The following is a 21,493-nucleotide window of genomic DNA, read 5'->3' on the forward strand; positions in this document are numbered from 1 at the left end:
AAAGATAGCGAAACTCAAGTAGCATAATAGACATTTCAACTTAAAAACGCTTTCCAAATTCATAGGACGAGGAAACATAAAGCTTCTTAAGAATTAAAAAAGCTAATCGACTTATATATACTTCTATAAACAACCATTCATGGAAAATAAAACAAAGCCCCGCCTTTGGTGTCAAAAAATCGCCCTTTCTCCGCTAATGTCACACACCTTGAAACCGGAATTAATCATCCCCAAGTTATAATGCCCTGGATCAAAAACAAATACTCTAAGTCTTCATTAAAGATCTAAATACCTTACTCCAAAGCCATGGAAACTTTGCTATAATAAGCAAAACAACCCATAATAATTCGAGACTATATAAGTCAAAAATGCATCCAAATTTCACGACCTTACCCATTTCTATCTCGGAACAATTTCTTATTGATACAGAGTTATGTGAGATCTACAAAGGAAAACAATTCGAAAATAAAGAATTAAAGGATTTCATCAGCGTCATAATTGTTTTCTAAATAGCCCCGTTATCTTTAGGAAACAATTCTCAATCCTATGAATTACTCTCCAGGAATTAACAGCCTTCTACCACTATTTTATGTAGGTTGGTCAGACTCCATTTTAAGTCCTTCAGAAATGAAAATCATTAAGAAGACTGTTAATGGTATGGACTTCCTTAGCTCTGAAGATAAAGAACAACTAATTCTGTGGACAGACCAAAAAAATCCACCATCAGAAGACACTTTCAAAAAATGGCTTTCAGATATACATGAGAACGCTGCCAACTCCGATCTCGATCATAAAATATCATTGGTTCAATTAGGAATTAATTTAGCAAAAAACGCATCCAACGCTAAGGATGAACTAATTTGGGATTCCCCCAAGGTTAAAGAATCTATTGTCAGGCTTGAAAAAGAACTTGGCATCGACAATCAGCTATCACAAATAGCCTTTTATAATACCATTCAGCCTGAAAGCAATTATCCTGTTGATGATTTTGGCGACTTTGAAGTGAACAAGCTCCAAGAGATATTAGATGGAAAGTACGCTGAACATAAAAACAAAACAAAGAAGCTACTCATGGATCCTTTCTTTGAGGTTCCTTATGCTTTAAGAGAAAAGGATGAACTCAGGAATCTCATTCTCGAGCAATGCAAAGAATTAGCCCGTCAGGGTTTTGGTGCTTCTGCTTATCCGACGGAATACGGTGGAGAGAACTCGCCTGGAGCAAACACTGCCGTTTTTGAAACCATGGCTTTAGGAAATATCAGCTTACTGATAAAATTTGGAGTGCAGTTCGGGCTCTTTGGTGGGGCTGTTCTTCAATTAGGCACAAAAAAACATCATGATAAGTACCTTCAAAAAACAGGTTCTTTAGAACTAACAGGCTGTTTTGCCATGACAGAAACTGGACACGGAAGCAATGTGAGAGATCTAGAAACCACAGCTACATATAACCATGACAGCAAAACCATTACCATACACTCTCCTACGCATTCGGCAGGTAAAGAATATATTGGTAACGCCATGCATTCTAAAGTAGCCACGGTTTTTGCCCAATTATTAGTCAACGGGGTAAATCAAGGTATCCATTCCATTATAGTTCCACTGAGAGACCAGAATCATCATGAATTACCAGGAATAACGGTAAAAGACAATGGTTATAAAATGGGGCTCAATGGTGTGGACAATGGAAGGATTTGGTTTGATAACGTTAAAGTTCCTGTTGAAAACCTTTTAGACAAATACGGAGGAATTGACTCAGAAGGTCATTATAAAAGCAGCATCAAAAAAGAGTCAAAGAGATTCTTCACCATGCTTGGAGCACTGGTTGGCGGAAGAGTTTCTGTTGCATTAGCATCTAATACAGCAGCAAAAAAATCATTGGACATTGCTATAAAATATGCACTAAAACGGCGACAATTTGATTCTTCCAATGAATCAAATGAAACGCTAATTCTTGATTACCCAACCCATCAGAAACGCTTATTTCCTTTAATAGCCAAGTCCTATGCACTCAGTTTTGCTTTAGACACACTTAGAGACAAATTTGTGGAAGAATATGAGAACACCGACAAAAGAGAAGTAGAATCCCTAGCAGCGGGCTTAAAAAGTTACGCATCCTGGCATGCCACAGATACCATTCAAGAGTGCCGAGAAGCATGTGGCGGAAAAGGCTATTTAACCGAAAATGAATTTGCCGACTTAAAGGCAGATACAGACATATTCACAACTTTTGAAGGAGATAACCATGTACTTCTTCAACTTGTAGCCAAAGGCATGTTAACCGAACTAAAGCAGGAATTTAACGATGGAGGTTTTATGGCCGTGGCCAGACATGTCTTAAAAAGAGTAAGTACCACCGTAAGCGATTTAAATCCTTTGACGGTAAGGAATACCAACTCTGAGCATATCCTAAGTTATGAATTCTTAGATTCGGCTTTCGAATTTAGAGCACAAAAATTGCTTTTTAGTCTCTCAGATCGAATGAGAAAATTCCTAAAAAAGAAACTCCACCCATCAGAAGTCTTCTTAAGGGTACAAACGCACATGGTTTCGCTGGCTACCGCTCAGGTGGAGCACTTCATGTATAAAGAATTTAAAAACAAGCTGGATAGATTGGAAGATTCCCGCGAAAAGGAAGCTTTAGAACTTATGCTAAAAACCTATAGCCTGGATGCCATTTCGAGAGATAAGGGCTGGTTTCTGGAAAATGATTTCTTAAGCGGCGATAAATCAAAGGCCATAAGAAAAGTCCTTAACAGCCTATACAGAAAGATAAGACCCATGGCTGGGCAATACGTGGCCGCTTTTGGCATTCCTAAAGCACTTAGGAGAGCAGAGATTGTGAGCGATTGAGGAGCCTAAACTCAAAAAACATTACTAAAAAGTTACCTTATATGCTAACAGGTAGTTTTTGACTACCCTATTTATTTTTTAGTGAATGTTGCTTCTTGCTTATAAGACGCATATACGGAAATAAAATCACTTTGTTTTTTATAGCTTTCAGCCGTAATCTTATCCTTAGTTTCTTCTAAAGCTTGTAAAAGCAGCTCTTTGCTTAGTCCAAGCTCCAGTACGGTTACATTAGTTATCTTGGCCGTAAAGTAATTTATCACGGATGCACTACTGGTTAACTTTACTTTGTCTCCTTCAATCTCATAAACTCCTTTAATGGTTCCAGCCTTAAAGGAATCAAAACCATATTCTCTTATTGAAAACTTGGTCATCGTGAAATTCCCATCAGCATCAAAAACTACCAAACTTCCATCTGGAGAATTGAGTGTAGAATTCAATACCGCATTCCCTGGTTTCTGCGTAACAGAAAAAACAATATCCGACTCCCATGTCCCAACAATATTTAGACCTGCTTCTTTCTCAGGTATTATTTCTGAAGCCGTATCTTTTGAACATGAGAAAGTGAAAATTATTAGAAAGGAGAAAAGCAGATTTTTCATTGAAGATATGGTTAAAGCGTTTTGATGAAACCTTCTTCAATCCGTTCAATAATCGTACCCGAATCAAAACTTTAAGCTTAATCCTCGGAAGACTCCAATTCTACAAACCTTAAATCCAAAACAGCCTCTTTTACATCTTCTAATAAACCTAATCTGACTTCCAAGGTTAAAATGTATTTATCGGTATAGTCTTGAGAAATTATAGTCAGATCATATTTCTTGATAATTCTCATCACATCATTCATGTTTTGAATTTGGAAAGAGATGATCAAGTTTTCGTTAATGGTTCTTTCTTCCAGTTCCGTTTCTTGAAGAGATTCCAAGCTGGACATTTTATAGGCATTGATAAGTCCGGGAACACCCAAAAGTGTTCCACCAAAATACCTAACCACAACTATCAAAACGTTTCTTAAATTCTGAGAAAGTAAAACATTTAATATGGGTTTTCCAGCAGAGCCAGAAGGTTCGCCATCGTCAAATGATCTAAAATTGTCGTCGTCCGTACCTATTCTATAAGCAAAACAATGGTGGCGAGCCTTTGGATGAGCCTTTTTGGTTTCCTCCAGACACCTTTTAACATCGTCTTCGTCGTTTATAGGAAAGGCAAAAGCAAAGAACTTGCTACCCTTATCTTTAAATAAACTTGCCGATGGTTTAGAAATCGTAAAATAGGTATCCGAAATAGACATTGTTTAAGGAAATCTTAAGTAATTTTGCCGCCTTACAAAGCCAAATTTAGGTTTTAAAATTAAGGAGATACATAAGCTCGTTTAACTTTTCCATTGTCTGACATAGAAAAAGAGGTAGAAAAGCACGAGAAGAGAGAACATCACAATGGCAAACGAAGAAAAAGAAAAAAGCTTAAACTTTATTGAGGAAATTGTTGGAAACGATTTGTCCTCTGGCAAACATGAGGCTATCTTAACCAGATTTCCTCCAGAGCCTAACGGTTACTTACACATAGGTCACGCCAAATCCATTTGTTTAAATTTTGGTTTAGCAGAGAGTTACGGAGGGCAAACCAATCTAAGATTTGACGATACAAATCCCGTTACAGAAGATACGGAATACGTAGATTCTATAAAAGAAGACGTAAAATGGTTGGGCTTTAATTGGGCCAATGAATTTTATGCTTCAGATTACTTTGACAAGCTCTATGAATTCGCGGAAAGCCTCATTGAAAATGGTCTTGCCTATGTTGACGACAGCACTTCTGAAGAAATGGCTACTCAGAAAGGTACACCAACAGTTCCTGGAACAAATAGCCCTTACAGAGAAAGAAGTGTAGAAGAAAACTTGATGCTTTTCCGTGAAATGCGTCAGGGAAAACATAAAGAAGGGTCAAAAGCTCTTAGGGCTAAAGTTGACATGGCAAGCACCAACATGCTCATGCGTGACCCAGTTATTTATCGCATCAAATTTGCCAACCATCATAGAACTGGTGATAAATGGTGTATTTATCCTATGTACGATTTTGCTCATGGGCAATCAGATTCTATTGAGAACATCACACATTCTGTGTGTACTCTAGAGTTTGTCCCACACAGAGAGTTATATAATTGGTTCATTGATAAACTTGAAATATTTCCTTCAAAACAATATGAGTTTGCCCGTTTGAATCTTGGATATGCCATTATGAGTAAGCGTAAGCTTAAGCAACTGGTAGAAGAAAAGCATGTAAACGGCTGGGATGACCCAAGAATGCCAACAATTTCTGGATTAAGAAGAAGAGGTTACACGCCAAAATCGATTAGAGATTTTTGCGACAGAATCGGAATTGCGAAACGCGACAATCTTATTGATGCCAGCCTTTTAGAGTTCTTTGTCAAAGACCATTTAAATAAGATTTCTTCTAGAGTAATGGTGGTAACAGAGGCACTTAAGGTAACCATCACTAATTTCCCTGAAGGTAAAATAGAAGATTGCGTTGTTGAAAATAACCCAGAAGACGAAAACGGAGGCACTCGTATTGTACCGTTTGAAAGAGAGATTTTTATTGAAAAAGATGATTTTATGGAAGATGCACCTAAAAAATATTTCAGACTTAAGCCAGGTGGCGTAGTCAGACTTAAAGGTGCTTACATTATTCAGTGTGATGATTTTGTGAAAGACCATCATGGAGAAGTTATTGAATTAAAGTGCAGTCTGATAGAAAATAGTAAAAGTGGCGAAGACACTTCCGGCGTAAAAACCAAAGGTGTGATTCAGTGGGTTGGTCAAAACCAAAACGTTCCATTAGAACTTCGAGTTTATGATAGGCTTTTTAAAGAAGAGGATGTAAATGCCTATGATGGCGACTTTATGGATTTATTGAATGAAAATTCTTTAGAAGTCCTTTCTGCCTATGGTGAACCTAGCCTTTCAGAAGCTACTCTCGAAGATAAATTTCAGTTTATTAGAAAAGGCTATTATGTTCTAGATAAAGATAGCAGCTCCAACAAACTTGTTTTTAATCAGACGGTAGGCTTGAGAGATAGCTGGAAGAAATAGAAAATAAATATATTTCTCTCTTTAAAAGGCGTGCCAGCGGCACGCCTTTTCTTTTGCTATCTTCTCAAACCAAATGAACATCTCTTAATATGGCCATTTGTTAAGTCCTTTAGAACATCACCTTATCAATTTCATTAGTTTTACAACATTCAATCATCGCTTATTTAGTCTTTCATTAATGAGAATTATCATATCAAGTTTTTTACTTCTAATTTTTAATGCTTCAATAGCCCAAGACAAGGCAGACAGTACCCAAAGCCTTTCTCCCGTTACTGTCAATGCTTTTGAGTCTCATAGAAATATTTCGGAAGTAGCTGCTCCAGTTCATGTTATAGCTGCTAAAGACATTGAAAGGTTTGACAATAATGGCATTTTGCCAATCATGAACCTTTATCCGGGTATCAAGATGGAAGAACGTTCGCCTGGCAGTTATAGAATTTCTATTCGTGGCAGCTCTGTTCGCTCTCCTTTTGGTGTCAGAAACGTGAAAGTTTATTGGAATGAAATTCCATTCACCGACGCCAATGGCGTTTCCTATTTTAACCTTTTAGATATAAACGCTCTTGGCAGTATGGAAATCCTTAAAGGACCCTCAGCCAGTATTTATGGAGCAGGTATGGGTGGCGTTATTTTATTAGATGGTAAATCGGCAAAAGCCACAGAAAAGAAAAGAAATACTCTAGAGTTAAACACTCATTTTGGTTCTTATAATACACAAAACCGTTCTCTGGCTTTTACATCGGCTTCTGAAAAAGCCAACACCTATTTAGGATACTCTCACGCAGGTACAGATGGTTACAGAGACCATTCCAAAATGAGGAGAGATGTATTTAATTATCGTACCAGCCTTTTCCTTACCGATAAATACACCGTCCATCTAAATAGCTTTTACGCAGACCTATATTATCAGACACCTGGTGGCCTTACTTTAAACCAACAAAATGATAATCCAAAATCAGCTAGACTTGCCACCAAGTTTACACCAAGCTCTCAAGAACAAAAAGCAGCTATTTATCAGAAGCTATTCTCCATTGGACTATCTCAGGAAATGAAATTTACCGAGCGATTTACCTCCACTATTTCCTTATATGGTAACGGCACCAACCTACAGAATCCTTTCATCACCAACTTTGAAAAAAGAAAACAAAAATCTATAGGGGCTAGAAATAAGAATGTCATTATCCTTTCAGAAAACTCGGTAAAGGCCAAAGCTGTTGTTGGTTTTGAATATCAAAAAACAGATTCAGATTTTGATGTTTACGATAACGAAGGCGGTGTAACAGGAAATGTTCAGTTCAAAGAAAAGGTAGGTGCATTCCAAAGTTCCATATTTGCTCAAATTGAAACAATACTACCTTCTAATATTTTCATTACCGCAGGTTTAAGCCTGAACAAACAAACTTATAATTATGAAAGAGAAGGTGGTCTAACAGTTAAAAGTGAATCTTCTGGCGTACCGATAATGCCAAGACTTTCTCTTCTGAAATCATTTAACCCAGCATTATCAGTTTTCGGGAGCATCAGTAGAGGTTTCTCTCCTCCTACCGTTCAAGAATTCGTTACAATATTTCACCCATTGGCTAATATCGCAAGACTAAACGCAGAGTCTGGCACCAATTACGAAATAGGGTTTAAGGGACAAAGAGCTGGTTTTTCCTATGAAGCCAATGCCTATACTTTATTAATGAATGACGCCATAGTAAGAGGAAGTATTGACGACGAAGATATTTTTAGTAATGCTGGCAAGGCCAGCCAAAGAGGTTTAGAATTTTTGGTTCAATATCATAAGACCTTTACAAATGCTTCTAAGCTCAACTTTTTAGTATCTGCCGATCTTAAAAATTATGAGTATCTAGAATTTACAGACCAAGAAGATGTTTTTGATGGAAATCTTATCCCATCAGTTCCTAAGAAGACCTTTAACATTTCCATTGACTATGTTCTTTCAAATGGTATTTTCTGGAATAACAATCTAAACTTCACAGATGAAATACCACTCAATAATGCAAACACCGTTTTCTCTGAGTCCTATTACTTATTGAATAGTAGAATCGGTTGGAAGAAAAACTTGAATGCCTTTCTAGTTAAAGTGTATGCAGGAGGAGAAAACCTACTCAACCAAGATTACAGTCTAGGAAACGACATTAATGCTTTTGGAAGCAGATATTTCAATCCATCACCAAAAAGAAATTGGAATGGAGGAGTCTCCATAGGTTTTAGTTTCTAAAGTGAACTAAATTTAGATATATATGTTATAACATTAAATACATTTAAATATAAATAATGAAAAGCATATATCATTCTTCAGAAAGTAGAGGTCAAGCCAATCATGGTTGGTTAAACTCTTATCACAGTTTTAGTTTTGGTGGCTACCATAACCCAGAAAGGATGCATTTTGGGGCATTAAGAGTCCTAAATGATGATAATGTTTCTGGTGGTATGGGATTCTCAAAACACCCACATAATAATATGGAGATAGTTTCTATTCCATTAGAGGGAGAACTTGAGCATCAGGATAGTATTGGCAATAAAGCGGTTATAAAAACAGGAGAAGTCCAAATAATGTCTGCTGGTGCAGGTGTGGAACATTCTGAAAAAAACAAGAACAGTCATGAGCCTGTCAAGTTTCTTCAGATATGGGTATTTCCCAAAGAGCAAGGTATAAAGCCCAATTATGATCAACAATTCTTCAATTTAGAAGACAGACAAAATAAATTCCAGAAAGTTGTATCTCCATCAAATACGGATGACTCTGGCGTTAAAATAAATCAAGATGCTTGGTTTTCTTTAGCCGAAATAAAGGCGGGAGAAACAATTCCCTATTCCATTAATCATAAAGGAAACGGTACCTACTTCTTTCTCTTGGAAGGCTCTGTCAATATAGTGAATCAAAATCTTGAAAAAAGAGACGCTTTAGGTGTCTGGGAGTTTGAAACATCTCAGATAAAAGCCCATACAGACAGTAAAATTTTGGCTATAGAAGTTCCAATGAAGTTTTAAAATTTAACACACTGTTTACTCATTTTTTAAATTAAGGTAACGGTGTTTTGCAATGAAAGAAATAAAAAGAATCGTAAGCACAGGGCGTCAAAAAATCGGCGAACATTATATGTATCAGCCACTGCCAAATAATGAGTTTGCAGATATTGACCCATTTTTATTGGTACATCATCATGGTCCGCATAATTTCGAAGCATTCAACCAAGGCTTGCCGTTTGGACCTCATCCGCATAGAGGTTTTGAGACTTTGACTATTATTTACGAAGGCTCTATAGAACATGCCGATAGCCAAGGTTTCAATTCTGAAATTAATCCTGGTGGAATACAATGGATGACCGCTGGAAGAGGAATTGTTCATTCAGAAAACATTCCCGCTAAAATGCGAGAGGAGGGTGGGAAAATGGAAATCATACAGCTTTGGATGAACCTTCCGAGTAAACTGAAGATGATTGCTCCAAACTATCAAGGGTTTCAAAAAGAGAACATTCCTGTGTTAAACTCCAAAGATGGAAAAGTAAGTACTCAAATCATTTCTGGAGAAATCTCTGGAGTATCTGGAATAGCCAAAAGCATAACCGATTTAACCATTATGAATATCACTGCGGAGAAAGGGGGTAAAACCACTTATGATATTCCAGAAGGAAGTAATATCCTTTTCTACGTATTAGATGGAGAGCTTATTGTCAATGGGAAGTTGGCCATTGGCCATCAATTGATAGAATTTGGAAATGAAGCCGGTTCCATTGAAGTGGAAACTCAAGAAAGCAGCCGTTTTATTATAGGCTTAGGACAACCCCTTAAAGAACCCGTGGTGAGCCAAGGACCTTTTGTAATGAACAGCACTACCGAAATACTTCAAGCTATGCGGGATTATCAAATGGGCAAGATGGGAATCATGTAATACCTATTTTATTTAAGTTGAAACTGGTTATTTTTTTAATAAATCAATGACCAACTTTTATAAATGGTAATTTTTACAGAAATCCTGCTTCCTAGTTTTAAGAGTGCCACTCCATCAACTACAGACGTAAAATATTTATCGAAAAATTTAAAATCTAAATTTCAAGTTGGCGTTTAACATTATAGTCACATTTTTATTAAATTGAAAATATTACCTTTGGAACGTATCCATAAATTATACGTTATTTATTCTCAACGATCTTTGCAAACAATGACCATAAAAAAGCATCATCTTAAGTTCTTTTCGGGCACCTTTTTCTTTCTAGCCTTCGTTAGCCTTTCTTGTAATTCTCAAAATAATGCGAATGAGACAAAAAAGAGTGAATCCCTCCCTTTGATAATCAACGGTACTATAAAAAGTAATTTGGTAGACAAGGTATATCTGGAAAGAATGAATGAAAGAAATATTCCTACTAAAGTAGATTCATCTAGCATTAGCCCAGATTTAAAATTTAGTTTTAACACCACTATTCCTGAACCCGGCATCTACCAGATAAATATGGAAGGGCAGCAAGTAATAGGTTTAATTCTTGACGGTGGAGAAACCTTAGAAATAACGGCAGATGGCATGGCATCACCAGACAAAATGCCTGAATACACTGTAACAGGGTCTCCAAATATTGAAACTTTCAATAAAATAATGACCGAGGTTCAGAATTTCGGAAAACTACGTCAATCCTTAGAAACCGATTTTCAAAATGCTAAGAACGCTAAAGAGCAAGAAGCTTTAAGAGGCCAATTCCAAATGGCTCTTAATAATAACAGGGAGACTATTAAACCTATGATAGCAGCACTCGGAACATCGCTTAGCGGAATTATAGCTGCCAATAACTTTTTAACTCCAGAGCTTGATGGGCAATTTCTAAACGAGCTAAAAGAAAAGATAAAGACGGAAGGCAAAACACATTATTTCGCAGACCTTTTTGTTCAAACCATGGATAGGCAGTCTGCTGGAATTGAAGGTTCTCCTGCTCCAGATTTTGATTTAGTAAATCTAAAAGGTGAGAAAGTGAAATTATCAGAAATGAGAGGTAAAACTGTCATAATTGACTTTTGGGCTACATGGTGTGGGCCTTGCATTAGCTCTTTCCCTGGAATGAAACGAGCTAAAGAGAAGTTCGCCACTAATCCCAATGTAGAATTCTTGTTTATCAATACTTTCGAAAGAGTGGCAGAAGAACAATGGAAAGGACACGTCCAAAACTTTGTGGACAAAAGAGGGTATCAATACCTGAATCCAACTTTAGACATTGGCAATAACACCGCATTAGCTTATGGTGTAGAAGGTATTCCTGCTAAATTCTGTATAGATGGAGAAGGCAAAATAAAACATAAAAGCACAGGTTACTTAGGTTCTTCAGACGCCGTTTACAATGAAATGGTGGAATGGGTAGAAGGCAAATAAAACCAAAATAGAAGTTTTAAAAGGGAGCCTAGCTCCCTTTTTTTATGTCCAATATTTTATGCAATAAAAAATATAATAGTGCTCCAATTACAACGCCAAAAGCATCTGCTCTGGCGTCTAAAAGATCGTATGACCTGTGGAAGGTTTCTGGTAAAGCACCCTGAATAAACTCAATGACCAATCCAAAAAAAGCAGAGAGTAGTATAACCAAAACATAACGTTCATACACCCATAGCCACAAAAAAGAGATGCCAGCAAATGCCAAAAAGTGGGCCAGCTTGTCGTCCACATCTCCCCCTGGTAGATCCTCACTAGGTAAAACACAAAGAAAAAGAATAAACAAAGTGTAAAGGAGTGCCAAATAGGGCTTATTCAAAAATCCTAAAAATCTATTCATTACTTTATCGCTATATAATTTTCACCGTCAGAGAATAATTCAATACTATAAAATCCAGCCTTATTTGTCAGGGTATTTCGCATTTCACTTCCTTCAAAAAATGACGATGTAAAAGTAATAATACCGCTACCTATATTCACAATTTTCCAAGTTTTACCTACCCTACTGCTCGCCAATGGAAGCGTGTAAGTCGCGTTTCCGCCTTTATGAATGTATAAGAAAGTTCCAGCAGAAAGCGTGGTATCAGACGTCACTTGAACAAAACTTTCATTTAAAGACTGTAAGGACTTAGAATGTACCACACCAGCAGCGTTAATACTGAGTAAAGCAATATCACTCCTAGCAGTATCTGCCTTAAGTCCTGAGAGACTAATGGGATCCAAAGTGTCTGCCACCACACTTAATGCAGTCGTTGGCATATCCGTACCAATCCCCACTTTACCACCAAAATAATTATTCAGCACTTTCGGTTTCATATAAATACCCCACCCTTTCTCTATCATACCTACATTAACCCCTCTAAAGTCTTCCATTCTGACCGCATAGAAATTAGAGATACTTGCCAAATTTCCTGGTGTATTAGCGGTAAAGAAACGAAGATTTAAAAGGTCATACTGATCATTAGAATAAGCTCTACCATTGTTTCCAAACGATCCAGAAAGTCTTAGCGTGGCCGCCCTCGCCATAGCTCCACCGTCTCTGAAACCATAAGCTTCACGAAAGCCTCTGAAGTAATTAAACTCAGAAGTACTGTTATGCACATCGGTATTTGCCACAGACCCATGGAAGTTTGCATAATTATTTGCTACTAAAGCAGCATGATTTCCACCTGTAGCAAGAACTAAACCTACGCGTGTACTATCGCCATCTTCATTAAAGTAATCATCAGGCTCATTTAAAGATATAAAAGCACCTCTGTTATTTGTGCTGTCATATTTCACCACCACACCAAACTTATTATTGGCTGGGTTTTTATAATAATCCGAAACAAGGACAGAGCCACTTCTCCAAACCGTATCGGTCACATTAGCATTTGGTGTAGGACTATCCACCTTATTCCAATTTTGACTAAAAGACTTTAAACCTGTTAGTACTAATAGAGCTACAAAGAATAATTTGTTCATAGTGGTAATTTAGTATGTAAATATAAGGCATAAAAAAAGTAGCGTCGTTAAACGCTACTTTCAAAATAATCTCTAAACAATGCTTATCTGCTTATCCAGCTAAACTCGTACTCTAGTTCAGGTACTTTACTTCTTTCCGCCAAACGTCTTAACCTAACTGGCAGCTTAACTATATAGTCTCTAGCTCTCTCAGCTTGCTCAGAGATATTGGTAATATTCTCAATTTTCCAGTCCTCTATCAAACCTTCCATAATCTCAATATAGTCCATTGTAGTATAAACGCCTAAACGCTGAGCCGCATCAGAAAAGTGAGCAAAAGTGTCTCCCATTTTCACACCAGATTCTCTAAGAAAATGAGCAGGCATAACTATTTTCTTACGCATCATATCTTCAAAAGCAATCATCATTTCTGACGGGTCAATTTCAAATATTTTTCCAACAAAAGATTTATAAGCTCTATAATGACGCAACTCATCCGCGGCTATTACACCACACATTTTAGAAAGTGTCTTGTTGCCATATTGCTTAGAAAGAGAGGCTGTTCTTCTATGAGAAATATTGGTTGCTAATTCCTGAAAAGATGTATAAATAAAGTTCTTATAAGGGTCTGCACCCGTGCCAATATCATAACCATCGGCTATCAAATACTGCGTTGAGGTTTCCATTTGTTTCATGTTCACCCTTCCAGAGAGATACAAATACTTATTTAGCAAATCTCCGTGTCTATTCTCTTCGGCAGTCCACCATCTCACCCATTTGGCCCAGCCCTGAGGGTCGTTTACAGAATCTACTCCGTCTAAACCCATAAGCCACGCTTCATATGTAGGTAAGGCTTCTTCTGTGATGGTATCTCCTATTAGAACAGCCATGTAATCATACGGGAGCTCTTTGCATTCTTCTTGTAAAAGTTTGATATCTGTCAAAAAGTCCTCCGAGTCAGATTCTGGTAAAAAATCTGAAGGTTGCCAGTTTGAATCAATAGGCTTCAGAAATTGACCAATAATATCGTCCATTTTCTGACCTATAAAATTCATTACTTCAATACGTGAAGCAGGTAATTTCATAAATTTTGTCTTTTGTTATATAATTAACATTAATAAGTTAATGAAAATTCTTCAAATGATTGTTATAGCCCTAAAAAAAGCTTTAAACAGCTATATCCAATTATCATACAAAGATACGTAATAATAGATGAGTCGTATCATGATATAAATCAGGTCAAAGAATTATCTTTGCTTTCAATTCTAAATGTCTATGAAAAAAGTACTGGATTACATTTTGAGCGTTGTTTACATGGCCTATTTCGCCATAATACTCATTATTTTCCATGGCATACAATGGTTCTGTTTCAACGTTTTTGGAGCTAAAGCTCATCAAAAATCGGTTAACTGGCTTAACTTCTTTATTGTAAAGGGTTGGTTTTTAACGGGCTCCATAGCTAAAGCACACAAAAGCCATCCGCTACCTACAGATAGACCTATCATTTTCATTGCTAATCATCAAAGCATGTTTGACATTCCTGGAATTATTTGGTTTTGGCGTCAGCATACTCCACTTTTTGTTTCCAAAAAAGAATTGGCCAAAGGTATTCCAAGCATTTCCTATAATTTAAGGGTGGGTAAAGCCGCTTTAATCGACCGTAAAGATGGCAAAAGAGCAGTTATTGAAATTGCGAAGCTGGGTAAATATATACATGAAAATAATTTATCGGCGGCTATTTTCCCAGAAGGTACTCGCTCCAAAACTGGCAAGCCCAAAGATTTTCAAGTTGGCGGTGTGGCCGTTTTATTGAAAAGATGCCCAAACGCCTTAGTTGTTCCGATAGCGGTAAAAGGTACAGGAGTTTTCAACCCGACGGGTGTATTTCCTCTAACTTCCTTTACCCCTATTTCATATACGTCTTTAAGGCCTATTGAACCTGATGAACTTACGGCCGAAGAAATATTGGCAGATGCCAAAAGCCAAATAGAAATGAGTCTTCTATCCTCTTAAATAAGATTACAATTTTACAATTTGTATAAAATTGATAGTCCCTCTATGCTCAATTCCTTAATTTTGCAACCCTAAATTTTATATCAGACTAATGTTAAGAACGCATACTTGTGGTGAGTTAAGAATCTCAAATGTCAACGAAAAAGTTACGCTTTGTGGCTGGGTACAAAAAACCAGAGATAAAGGTGGCATGATGTGGGTAGATTTAAGAGACAGATACGGCATTACACAACTTATAGTGGAGGAAGGTGTAACCCCTCAAACCATTTTAGATAGTATCCGCGGTGTAGGAAGAGAGTATGTTTTACAAATAACAGGATCGGTAAAGGAGAGAGAGTCTAAAAACGACAATATCCCTACAGGCGAAATTGAACTGTTGGTAGAAGACTTCAAGGTTTTAAACCCTGCTAAACTTCCTCCATTTTTAATTGAAGACAAGACTGACGGCGGTGACGAGCTAAGAATGAAATACCGTTACCTAGATTTAAGAAGAAATCCGGTAAGAGAAAAACTTAGACTGCGTCATAAAATAGGAAGTGCTACACGTAGTTTCCTCGACAATAAAGACTTTATAGAGGTGGAAACGCCTGTTTTAATAAAATCAACGCCTGAGGGTGCTCGCGATTTTGTGGTACCAAGTAGAATGAACCAAGGCGAGTTTTACGCTTTGCCACAGTCTCCTCAAACCTTCAAACAGCTTCTGATGGTTTCGGGCTTTGACCGTTACTATCAAATAGTTAAATGTTTTAGAGACGAAGACTTAAGAGCCGACAGGCAGCCTGAGTTTACACAAATAGACTGCGAAATGTCTTTTGTGGAGCAAGAAGATATCTTGAATATGTTCGAAGGTTTGATTCGTCACCTTTTCAAAATAGTTAAGGATATAGATTTGGCAGAAGTGCCACGCATGGATTATGCAGACGCCATGAAATACTATGGTTCGGATAAACCAGATACGCGTTTTGAAATGAAGTTTGTAGAACTAAACGACCTCGTTCAAAACAAAGGTTTCGGAATTTTCGATGCCGCTGAATTAGTAGTTGGAATTAATGCAGCAGGATGTGCAGAATATACCAGAAAGGAGATTGACCAATTAACAGAATGGGTAAAAAGACCTCAAGTAGGTGCTAAAGGTTTAGTTTACTTAAAATATAATGCAGACGGTACTATGAAATCTTCTGCAGATAAATTCTATTCTGAGGACGACAAGAAAGCCATTTTAGAGAAATTTGACGCCAAACCTGGTGATATGATTTTAATGCTTTCTGGAGACACTAATACCGTAAGAAAGCAATTGAACGATCTTCGTTTAGAAATGGGTGAAAGACTGGGACTACGCGACCCTAGTAAATTCTCTGTACTATGGGTTTTAGATTTCCCATTATTGGAATTTGATGAGGAGTCTAACAGATGGCATGCCATGCACCATCCGTTTACCAGTCCAAAACCTGAGGACATGGATTTAATAAACTCTGACCCTGGTGCTGTACGTGCTAATGCATATGACATGGTTATAAACGGCACAGAAGTAGGTGGTGGTTCAGTTAGAATATTTGAGAAACCACTTCAGCAAAGGATGTTTGACCTGCTAGGTTTCACTCCAGAGGAAGCAGAAAACCAATTTGGTTTCTTAATGAGTGCCTTTGAATACGGAGCACCTCCACATGCTGGAATAGCCTTTGGTTTTGACAGACTTTGTTCGCTTTTCGGCGGTGTAGATTCTATCAGAGATTTCATAGCGTTCCCTAAAAATAATAGCGGTAGAGACGTCATGATTGATTCTCCGTCGGCAATTTCAGAAATTCAGCTAAAAGAACTAGCTATTTCAGTAAAGTAAAAAAGGACTAAGACATAAGCCTAACACAAGCTTTGAAATTTCATATCTTTTGCAGGCAGGAGTCCAAGCAAAAAGAGGCTATCCCATAACTTTGGAGATAGCCTCTTTTTATGTCGAATAACGCACTCAACAGTTCTTTACAGTATAATGTCGCTCTGAATATCCTGCGGAAGAATATGGCCATTGTCACCAACAATTCCAATGATGGACACGGTACCTTCCGGTAGTTTTACATTATTAAAGGAAGCCCCCGCATGTGTGGTAACTATGCCATTAACAGAACCTGATGTAATGGCCTGATTTCCAGCAAAAGTTCTGACCCCATTGCCTAACGGAAATTTAACATTATTTATCCGTACACGTCTTCCTTCAAATGCTCCAGTTTTTAATTGTTCTAGGGTAATTACTTCAGGAGCTACAAATTGATTTTCAGCCTGCTTTTTACCCAGTATACCAAGAACATCTTTAAAAGCTTTCTGTCCGTTTATTATTAATCCAGTACTACCTTTTAAATTGACTCTTACTTTATCACCTAAAACTAACTTTTGTGGAGTAGAAAACTGAAAGAGTACGCCACCAGTACCGTCTTGAATATAATATGATTTATTATTAAAGGTATTTCCTGCTGAAGATACTACACCCTGAATATAATAGTCATCTGAAACCCACCACTCCCCTTCATGGGTGGAAAAGCTTGACCTTAAATCTGAAACTAATCCAAATGTAGCGGGCTGAAAATCTCCATCAAAAATTTTCACAACAGTCTCAGAAAGAATACCTTTTTCCAAGTCGCTTACTGCATTTATATTAAATCTAATTTCCTTGGTGCCTACCGCAACTTTGCCTACCATTGGAATTATTTTGAACGAAATTTTATTAACACCTGGGTCAATAACAAGACTTAGTTCGTTTAAAACAGCAGCCGGTGATGTTAAAAAATGCGTCCCGTACTTAAAATCCTCTGAGTTAACAATCGCTATAGACATATGCTCCGTTTTACTGGTTTTATGAACCAGATCCAATTCGACATCAACACCCTCAGACTGGTTATCGAATAGCTGAGTCTCGGCTCTTTCGAAATTGACCTGATTTTTGGTCGTTACAGCATGATGTATCTTCAGATTGGAAACTGCGATTTCACCAAGTTTAAATCCCGTACTCGGGTTTGAAAGTTCTAATTGTATACTCTTAGTAGATTCATGGTTTTTAAGTCGAACAATCTTCATTTCTGAGGTTTTGGTACCAGAAAGTAATTCAATCTTCATAAATCCATCTATCATAGCAGGAATGGTAATAAAATCTTCCTCATAAACAACATCGCCCCTTAAGGAAACATAAATGCTCCCATGATTAGCAGCCACCTGACTAATATGAACCGAAACAGAAATAGAATCATTGCTAGACTGGAGGCTTTCACCCAGGAAGCTGACTTCTAAAGGTTCCTGATGTTCATTCCCTGGACTTAATTCACTTTTTGAACATTGGGTTAATAAACCGACTAATAACAATGCATAGCTTAAATAAGTAATTTTCATAATTCAATTTTAAAATATAAAATGAGATAATTTTGACAGATTTAACGTCAGTTTTTTTCTCAAATTATTTATCCAAAAATTGTTTTATTTTATGGCAAAATTTAAGCTGTATACACTTATAGTTAGAATTTTACATTGATTGCTAAAGAGAAATATTAAAGAATTACGAAACCTTATTGAAATAAGAAACCCGCATGGCGGAATATATTTACTGCAAGTAGCTTTAAACCACATTCTTTGACTTCAAAATATGGATAATCCAGTGCATTAATACATCCTACCACTTCTAAGGACCTAAACAATCTGAGAATGATTTCCTTACACCCTCCTCTTCCCAAATAGCCTCATTTCGCTCATAGCCCAAGTACCTTTTTCATCGCTACCTATTTGTCTCATTCTTAAAAACTTCCCTTCAGATTCTTTTAAGCGAATCATGTTTGGGCTGTCAGAGCCTGCTCCTTTGAATACTTCTGTCCATTTTTTACCGTCTTTAGAAGTCTCTATCACTAATTGCCGGGGATGTGTTTTTATGGAAGGAAGGCGTTCTTCCCTAGTCCCTTGACGAATACTTTGGGAACTAAATTGTACTTCAGACAGAAAAACAACTTCTGGAAATTCAATTTGAAACCACATATCTGGCTTTTGCGAAACGCCCGTAGACCAACCTTCAAAAGTCAAAGCACCCACTGGTTTGCCGGTTCCTCCTTTACGTACTTCCACGGCATGGCTCGCAGTTACTTTCCAATCGGAATCCAACTTAAGTTCCGCCGGAACAGATGCTTTTAGGGCCGCATATTGATAAGCACTCTTCTGACTCGCTGTAGTTTTTCTAACCTTAGCTACATCTTCCGTAGTAACTAGCGAAGCATTATTGTCAAAAGAGAAACGAATAAAAGAAGCTACTGAAGCCACCCATTCATCTGAATTTTCTGCCATTGGCACCATAATGACACCTTCGTAAGATTTGTTTTCTATCTCTCCTGTTAATCCTCTAAGTATAGTTTTGACCACATAGTCTGAGTGACCTTTTAAATTAGGGTTACTTACAAAAGAGGGTGCCATAAGGCCATCACCCACCGGTGTTCCACGTCCTTCCGACCCATGACATTGTGAACATAACTCTTTATATATTTTTTGACCTTGGCCTATCCTTACTTTCTCTTCGTCCGAATGATTGGGATCCTTTTTACCGAAATAAGAGTACTGTGTTTGTGGAGGATTGATAATACTTTCTACCACCAATTCTATTCCTGGAGAGGAATCTGACGATAAAGTTTTTTTAGCCGCTTCCAAAATTCCAGGGATTTCAAAAAGCTTTGCAACCATTAAAGCCCTCATTTTCACCTCCACACTTTCATCATTTGTCATTCTGATATAATCAGCCGCAAAGCTTTTATCACCTTTTTTATAGAGAGACTCCGACACATAAAGAGCCATATTTCTCATTCTATAATGTGGATCAGCCATCATTTCTCTTACTAGCTCAGGTTTCAAAGCTCCTATACCTTCCAAAACCCACAAAGCATGAAAACGAGGCTCCAACTTAAAACTACTTCTTGCTATATTTTCCAAAGCCGGCACCACAGACTGGTCTTGTCTTAAAACCAAAAGCTGCTGAGCTTTGTCTCTCCACCATCCATTTGGGTGCGACAAGTGTTTCACCAATTCCGCAGAACTTTCATCAAACATTCTAGGTTGCGTTTTGTCACGCTCTATCCCCTCATGTGACAATCTCCAGATTCGTCCTAAACCTATCACTTTGTCCAACTGATACTGTTCTATTTTAGCCCTTAAATAAGAGCCTTTTGGAGTCCATTGTCCTTCTTGAATAATGCCATGATACATATCTGTAATATACATGCTGCCATCTGGTGCGGTCGTCATATCCACTGGTCTAAAGAGCGGGTCTGTAGATCGAATGAATTCAGATTCCTGATTTTGATAAGCATTTTGAAGCTCGCCTAATCCACCTTTTCTAACCTCATTTACTTGCCTTACTATTCTGGCTACTGGCTCGCCATAGAAATACTGACCATATAGATTTCGGGGTAACCTATCTCCCCTGTAAACATCATTCCCTGCCGCTCCCGTAACTCTATTTAGTGAGCCATCTGGCTGGCGGACAGCTGCCATACCTCCCTGCATATCAGCAATATACACAGGTGACCCATAAGGTATATCAAAGCCCTCTTGCAGACTTATACTTCGCTTCACGTCGTAATCGCCTAAATGAATCGGATACTGAAAATGTGACGGAATGCCACTTGCACCACCCTGAAACCACATCTTGCCGTCGTCGTCATGGGTAACCCCCCATTGTCCATTATTATTTCCTGTGGTTTCTCTAATTACACCATCAGGTGTCCATCTAATTCTAAAAGCATTGACGGTGCTGTAAAGCCAATTATCCATTCCCCAGTACAAAAAAGCCTGCTGATGTTCCACATTTCCAGACCTTCCAAAATTGTCTGTAAAAGCTTCCTTCTTGTCGGCCTTCCCGTCACCGTCTGTGTCCGTGAATTTATAAATCACATCTTGATTGGATTCCATGGTTAGCACAGCATCAGGCCCAAAAGGCAACACAAAACGTGGAAAAACAAGTTTATCAACAAACATACCGCCTGTTTCATAAACGCCATCGTTGTCTTTGTCTTCCCATCTAGATATACCGCTAGTTGGTTCTAGCGTACCTTCTGAATCTGCTGTCAGCATGTAGCTTCGCAATTCTAAAACATACATTCTCCCGTTACCGTCAAAAGAGATAGCTCCAGGTTGTTCTATTTGAGGTTCTGTTAAAACCGGGGTCATTTTATAACCATCCATTAAAATAAATCGCGACTGCTCTTCGGCTACACTTAATGGTAAGACCGGTGGCTGCGGAGTCAAATTGACACCTTTCCAATATAGACTTGTGGTATCTACCTCATTAGGCAGCTCAACAATGAGGTAACCCTCTGCAGTAAACTTGGGTTGGTCTGAAAGCTCTAATTGGTCTGTGACTTTGTCTAAACCTCCAAAAGTGGAGGAAGAAGGCTTCTTACAATCTGTTAATAATCCAGCGGCAAGCAATGCCATCCATATGCCCAGTTTGGGCAATTTTTCATTTTTAAACTTCATTTGTTAAGGCTCAATAGGTTTGAATGACAACAATTTAGGAGTAAAACTCTGAAAACATCAAACGCTAAATGATATGAGTAGTCCAATTCGCCATTTTAAGGGTTAAAGAATGTGTTTAATTCAAATCCCACGAGCTTTATCTGGCACAATATTCAATGAAGAACTAAATTGCACCCTTTAGCTAGAC

At 37.8% G+C, this 21,493-nt stretch carries 15 protein-coding genes; 8 read left to right on the forward strand and 7 right to left on the reverse strand.

Going from position 1 to position 21,493, the window contains the following annotated elements:
* Nucleotides 1–546: 546 nt before the first annotated feature.
* Complete coding sequence (locus ACSBFT_RS13755; RefSeq protein WP_489601059.1) at nt 547–2,850, forward strand: acyl-CoA dehydrogenase family protein; 2,304 nt, start codon at nt 547–549, stop codon at nt 2,848–2,850.
* A 71-nt stretch (nt 2,851–2,921) separates the two neighbouring features.
* Here ACSBFT_RS13755 and ACSBFT_RS13760 read toward each other — a convergent pair whose 3' ends face one another.
* Nucleotides 2,922–3,449: a hypothetical protein gene (locus ACSBFT_RS13760; RefSeq protein WP_489601060.1), complete on the reverse strand. Its 528-nt coding sequence runs from the start codon at nt 3,447–3,449 to the stop codon at nt 2,922–2,924.
* Between the two features lie 77 nt (nt 3,450–3,526).
* Complete coding sequence (locus ACSBFT_RS13765) at nt 3,527–4,138, reverse strand: IMPACT family protein (RefSeq protein WP_463047648.1); 612 nt, start codon at nt 4,136–4,138, stop codon at nt 3,527–3,529.
* Nucleotides 4,139–4,283: 145 nt separating this feature from the next.
* Here ACSBFT_RS13765 and ACSBFT_RS13770 point away from each other — a divergent pair, with 145 nt between their 5' ends.
* The 5 genes from ACSBFT_RS13770 to ACSBFT_RS13790 all read left to right on the forward strand — a co-directional run bounded on the left by ACSBFT_RS13770 (nt 4,284) and on the right by ACSBFT_RS13790 (nt 11,304).
* The gene (locus ACSBFT_RS13770) at nt 4,284–5,939 is read left to right on the forward strand and encodes a glutamine--tRNA ligase/YqeY domain fusion protein (protein ID WP_463047649.1); all 1,656 of its coding nucleotides are present in this window, start codon (nt 4,284–4,286) and stop codon (nt 5,937–5,939) included.
* A gap of 178 nt (nt 5,940–6,117) precedes the next feature.
* The gene (locus ACSBFT_RS13775) at nt 6,118–8,166 is read left to right on the forward strand and encodes a TonB-dependent receptor (protein ID WP_489601061.1); all 2,049 of its coding nucleotides are present in this window, start codon (nt 6,118–6,120) and stop codon (nt 8,164–8,166) included.
* Between the two features lie 56 nt (nt 8,167–8,222).
* Nucleotides 8,223–8,939 (forward strand): pirin family protein, encoded by a 717-nt coding sequence (locus ACSBFT_RS13780; protein WP_489601062.1) that lies wholly within the window; start codon nt 8,223–8,225, stop codon nt 8,937–8,939.
* Nucleotides 8,940–8,991: 52 nt separating this feature from the next.
* Complete coding sequence (locus ACSBFT_RS13785) at nt 8,992–9,840, forward strand: pirin family protein (protein WP_489601063.1); 849 nt, start codon at nt 8,992–8,994, stop codon at nt 9,838–9,840.
* 270 nt (nt 9,841–10,110) lie between these two features.
* Complete coding sequence (locus ACSBFT_RS13790; RefSeq protein ID WP_463047653.1) at nt 10,111–11,304, forward strand: redoxin family protein; 1,194 nt, start codon at nt 10,111–10,113, stop codon at nt 11,302–11,304.
* Between the two features lie 28 nt (nt 11,305–11,332).
* Here the strand turns inward: ACSBFT_RS13790 and ACSBFT_RS13795 are convergent, their stop codons facing one another.
* The 3 genes from ACSBFT_RS13795 to ACSBFT_RS13805 all read right to left on the reverse strand — a co-directional run bounded on the left by ACSBFT_RS13795 (nt 11,333) and on the right by ACSBFT_RS13805 (nt 13,889).
* A complete protein-coding gene (locus ACSBFT_RS13795; protein ID WP_489601064.1) occupies nt 11,333–11,701 on the reverse strand; it encodes a VanZ family protein in 369 nt (122 codons plus the stop codon).
* On the reverse strand, nt 11,701–12,825 hold the full coding sequence (locus ACSBFT_RS13800; protein ID WP_489601065.1) for a hypothetical protein: 1,125 nt from the start codon (nt 12,823–12,825) through the stop codon (nt 11,701–11,703). Before ACSBFT_RS13800 ends, ACSBFT_RS13795 begins: the two co-directional genes overlap by 1 nt.
* Before the next feature lie 83 nt (nt 12,826–12,908).
* Nucleotides 12,909–13,889, reverse strand: a complete 981-nt coding sequence (locus ACSBFT_RS13805; protein ID WP_463047656.1) for an acyl-ACP desaturase — start codon at nt 13,887–13,889, stop codon at nt 12,909–12,911.
* Between the two features lie 190 nt (nt 13,890–14,079).
* On the opposite strand from ACSBFT_RS13805, the gene ACSBFT_RS13810 reads away from it, so the two are divergent.
* Together ACSBFT_RS13810 and aspS are read left to right on the forward strand one after the other, a co-directional pair.
* A complete protein-coding gene (locus ACSBFT_RS13810; protein WP_489601066.1) occupies nt 14,080–14,817 on the forward strand; it encodes a lysophospholipid acyltransferase family protein in 738 nt (245 codons plus the stop codon).
* A gap of 91 nt (nt 14,818–14,908) precedes the next feature.
* Nucleotides 14,909–16,654 carry an aspartate--tRNA ligase gene (aspS, locus tag ACSBFT_RS13815; protein WP_489601067.1) on the forward strand — a complete coding sequence of 582 codons (1,746 nt, stop codon included), beginning with the start codon at nt 14,909–14,911 and terminating at the stop codon, nt 16,652–16,654.
* A gap of 137 nt (nt 16,655–16,791) precedes the next feature.
* Here the strand turns inward: aspS and ACSBFT_RS13820 are convergent, their stop codons facing one another.
* On the reverse strand, nt 16,792–18,189 hold the full coding sequence (locus ACSBFT_RS13820) for a DUF5689 domain-containing protein (RefSeq protein WP_489601068.1): 1,398 nt from the start codon (nt 18,187–18,189) through the stop codon (nt 16,792–16,794).
* 318 nt (nt 18,190–18,507) lie between these two features.
* Nucleotides 18,508–21,306 (reverse strand): DUF7133 domain-containing protein, encoded by a 2,799-nt coding sequence (locus ACSBFT_RS13825; protein ID WP_489601069.1) that lies wholly within the window; start codon nt 21,304–21,306, stop codon nt 18,508–18,510.
* Nucleotides 21,307–21,493: the final 187 nt, after the last annotated feature.

Source organism: Arcticibacterium sp. SM2516, assembly GCF_057914865.1.

What these genes read in the sequence shown, in the direction of transcription:
- ACSBFT_RS13755 (WP_489601059.1), top strand. Translation starts at nt 547, where the DNA reads ATGAATTACTCTCCAGGAATTAACAGCCTTCTACCACTATTTTATGTA.
- ACSBFT_RS13760 (WP_489601060.1), bottom strand. Translation starts at nt 3,449, where the DNA reads ATGAAAAATCTGCTTTTCTCCTTTCTAATAATTTTCACTTTCTCATGT.
- ACSBFT_RS13765 (WP_463047648.1), bottom strand. Translation starts at nt 4,138, where the DNA reads ATGTCTATTTCGGATACCTATTTTACGATTTCTAAACCATCGGCAAGT.
- ACSBFT_RS13770 (WP_463047649.1), top strand. Translation starts at nt 4,284, where the DNA reads ATGGCAAACGAAGAAAAAGAAAAAAGCTTAAACTTTATTGAGGAAATT.
- ACSBFT_RS13775 (WP_489601061.1), top strand. Translation starts at nt 6,118, where the DNA reads ATGAGAATTATCATATCAAGTTTTTTACTTCTAATTTTTAATGCTTCA.
- ACSBFT_RS13780 (WP_489601062.1), top strand. Translation starts at nt 8,223, where the DNA reads ATGAAAAGCATATATCATTCTTCAGAAAGTAGAGGTCAAGCCAATCAT.
- ACSBFT_RS13785 (WP_489601063.1), top strand. Translation starts at nt 8,992, where the DNA reads ATGAAAGAAATAAAAAGAATCGTAAGCACAGGGCGTCAAAAAATCGGC.
- ACSBFT_RS13790 (WP_463047653.1), top strand. Translation starts at nt 10,111, where the DNA reads ATGACCATAAAAAAGCATCATCTTAAGTTCTTTTCGGGCACCTTTTTC.
- ACSBFT_RS13795 (WP_489601064.1), bottom strand. Translation starts at nt 11,701, where the DNA reads ATGAATAGATTTTTAGGATTTTTGAATAAGCCCTATTTGGCACTCCTT.
- ACSBFT_RS13800 (WP_489601065.1), bottom strand. Translation starts at nt 12,825, where the DNA reads ATGAACAAATTATTCTTTGTAGCTCTATTAGTACTAACAGGTTTAAAG.
- ACSBFT_RS13805 (WP_463047656.1), bottom strand. Translation starts at nt 13,889, where the DNA reads ATGAAATTACCTGCTTCACGTATTGAAGTAATGAATTTTATAGGTCAG.
- ACSBFT_RS13810 (WP_489601066.1), top strand. Translation starts at nt 14,080, where the DNA reads ATGAAAAAAGTACTGGATTACATTTTGAGCGTTGTTTACATGGCCTAT.
- aspS (WP_489601067.1), top strand. Translation starts at nt 14,909, where the DNA reads ATGTTAAGAACGCATACTTGTGGTGAGTTAAGAATCTCAAATGTCAAC.
- ACSBFT_RS13820 (WP_489601068.1), bottom strand. Translation starts at nt 18,189, where the DNA reads ATGAAAATTACTTATTTAAGCTATGCATTGTTATTAGTCGGTTTATTA.
- ACSBFT_RS13825 (WP_489601069.1), bottom strand. Translation starts at nt 21,306, where the DNA reads ATGAAGTTTAAAAATGAAAAATTGCCCAAACTGGGCATATGGATGGCA.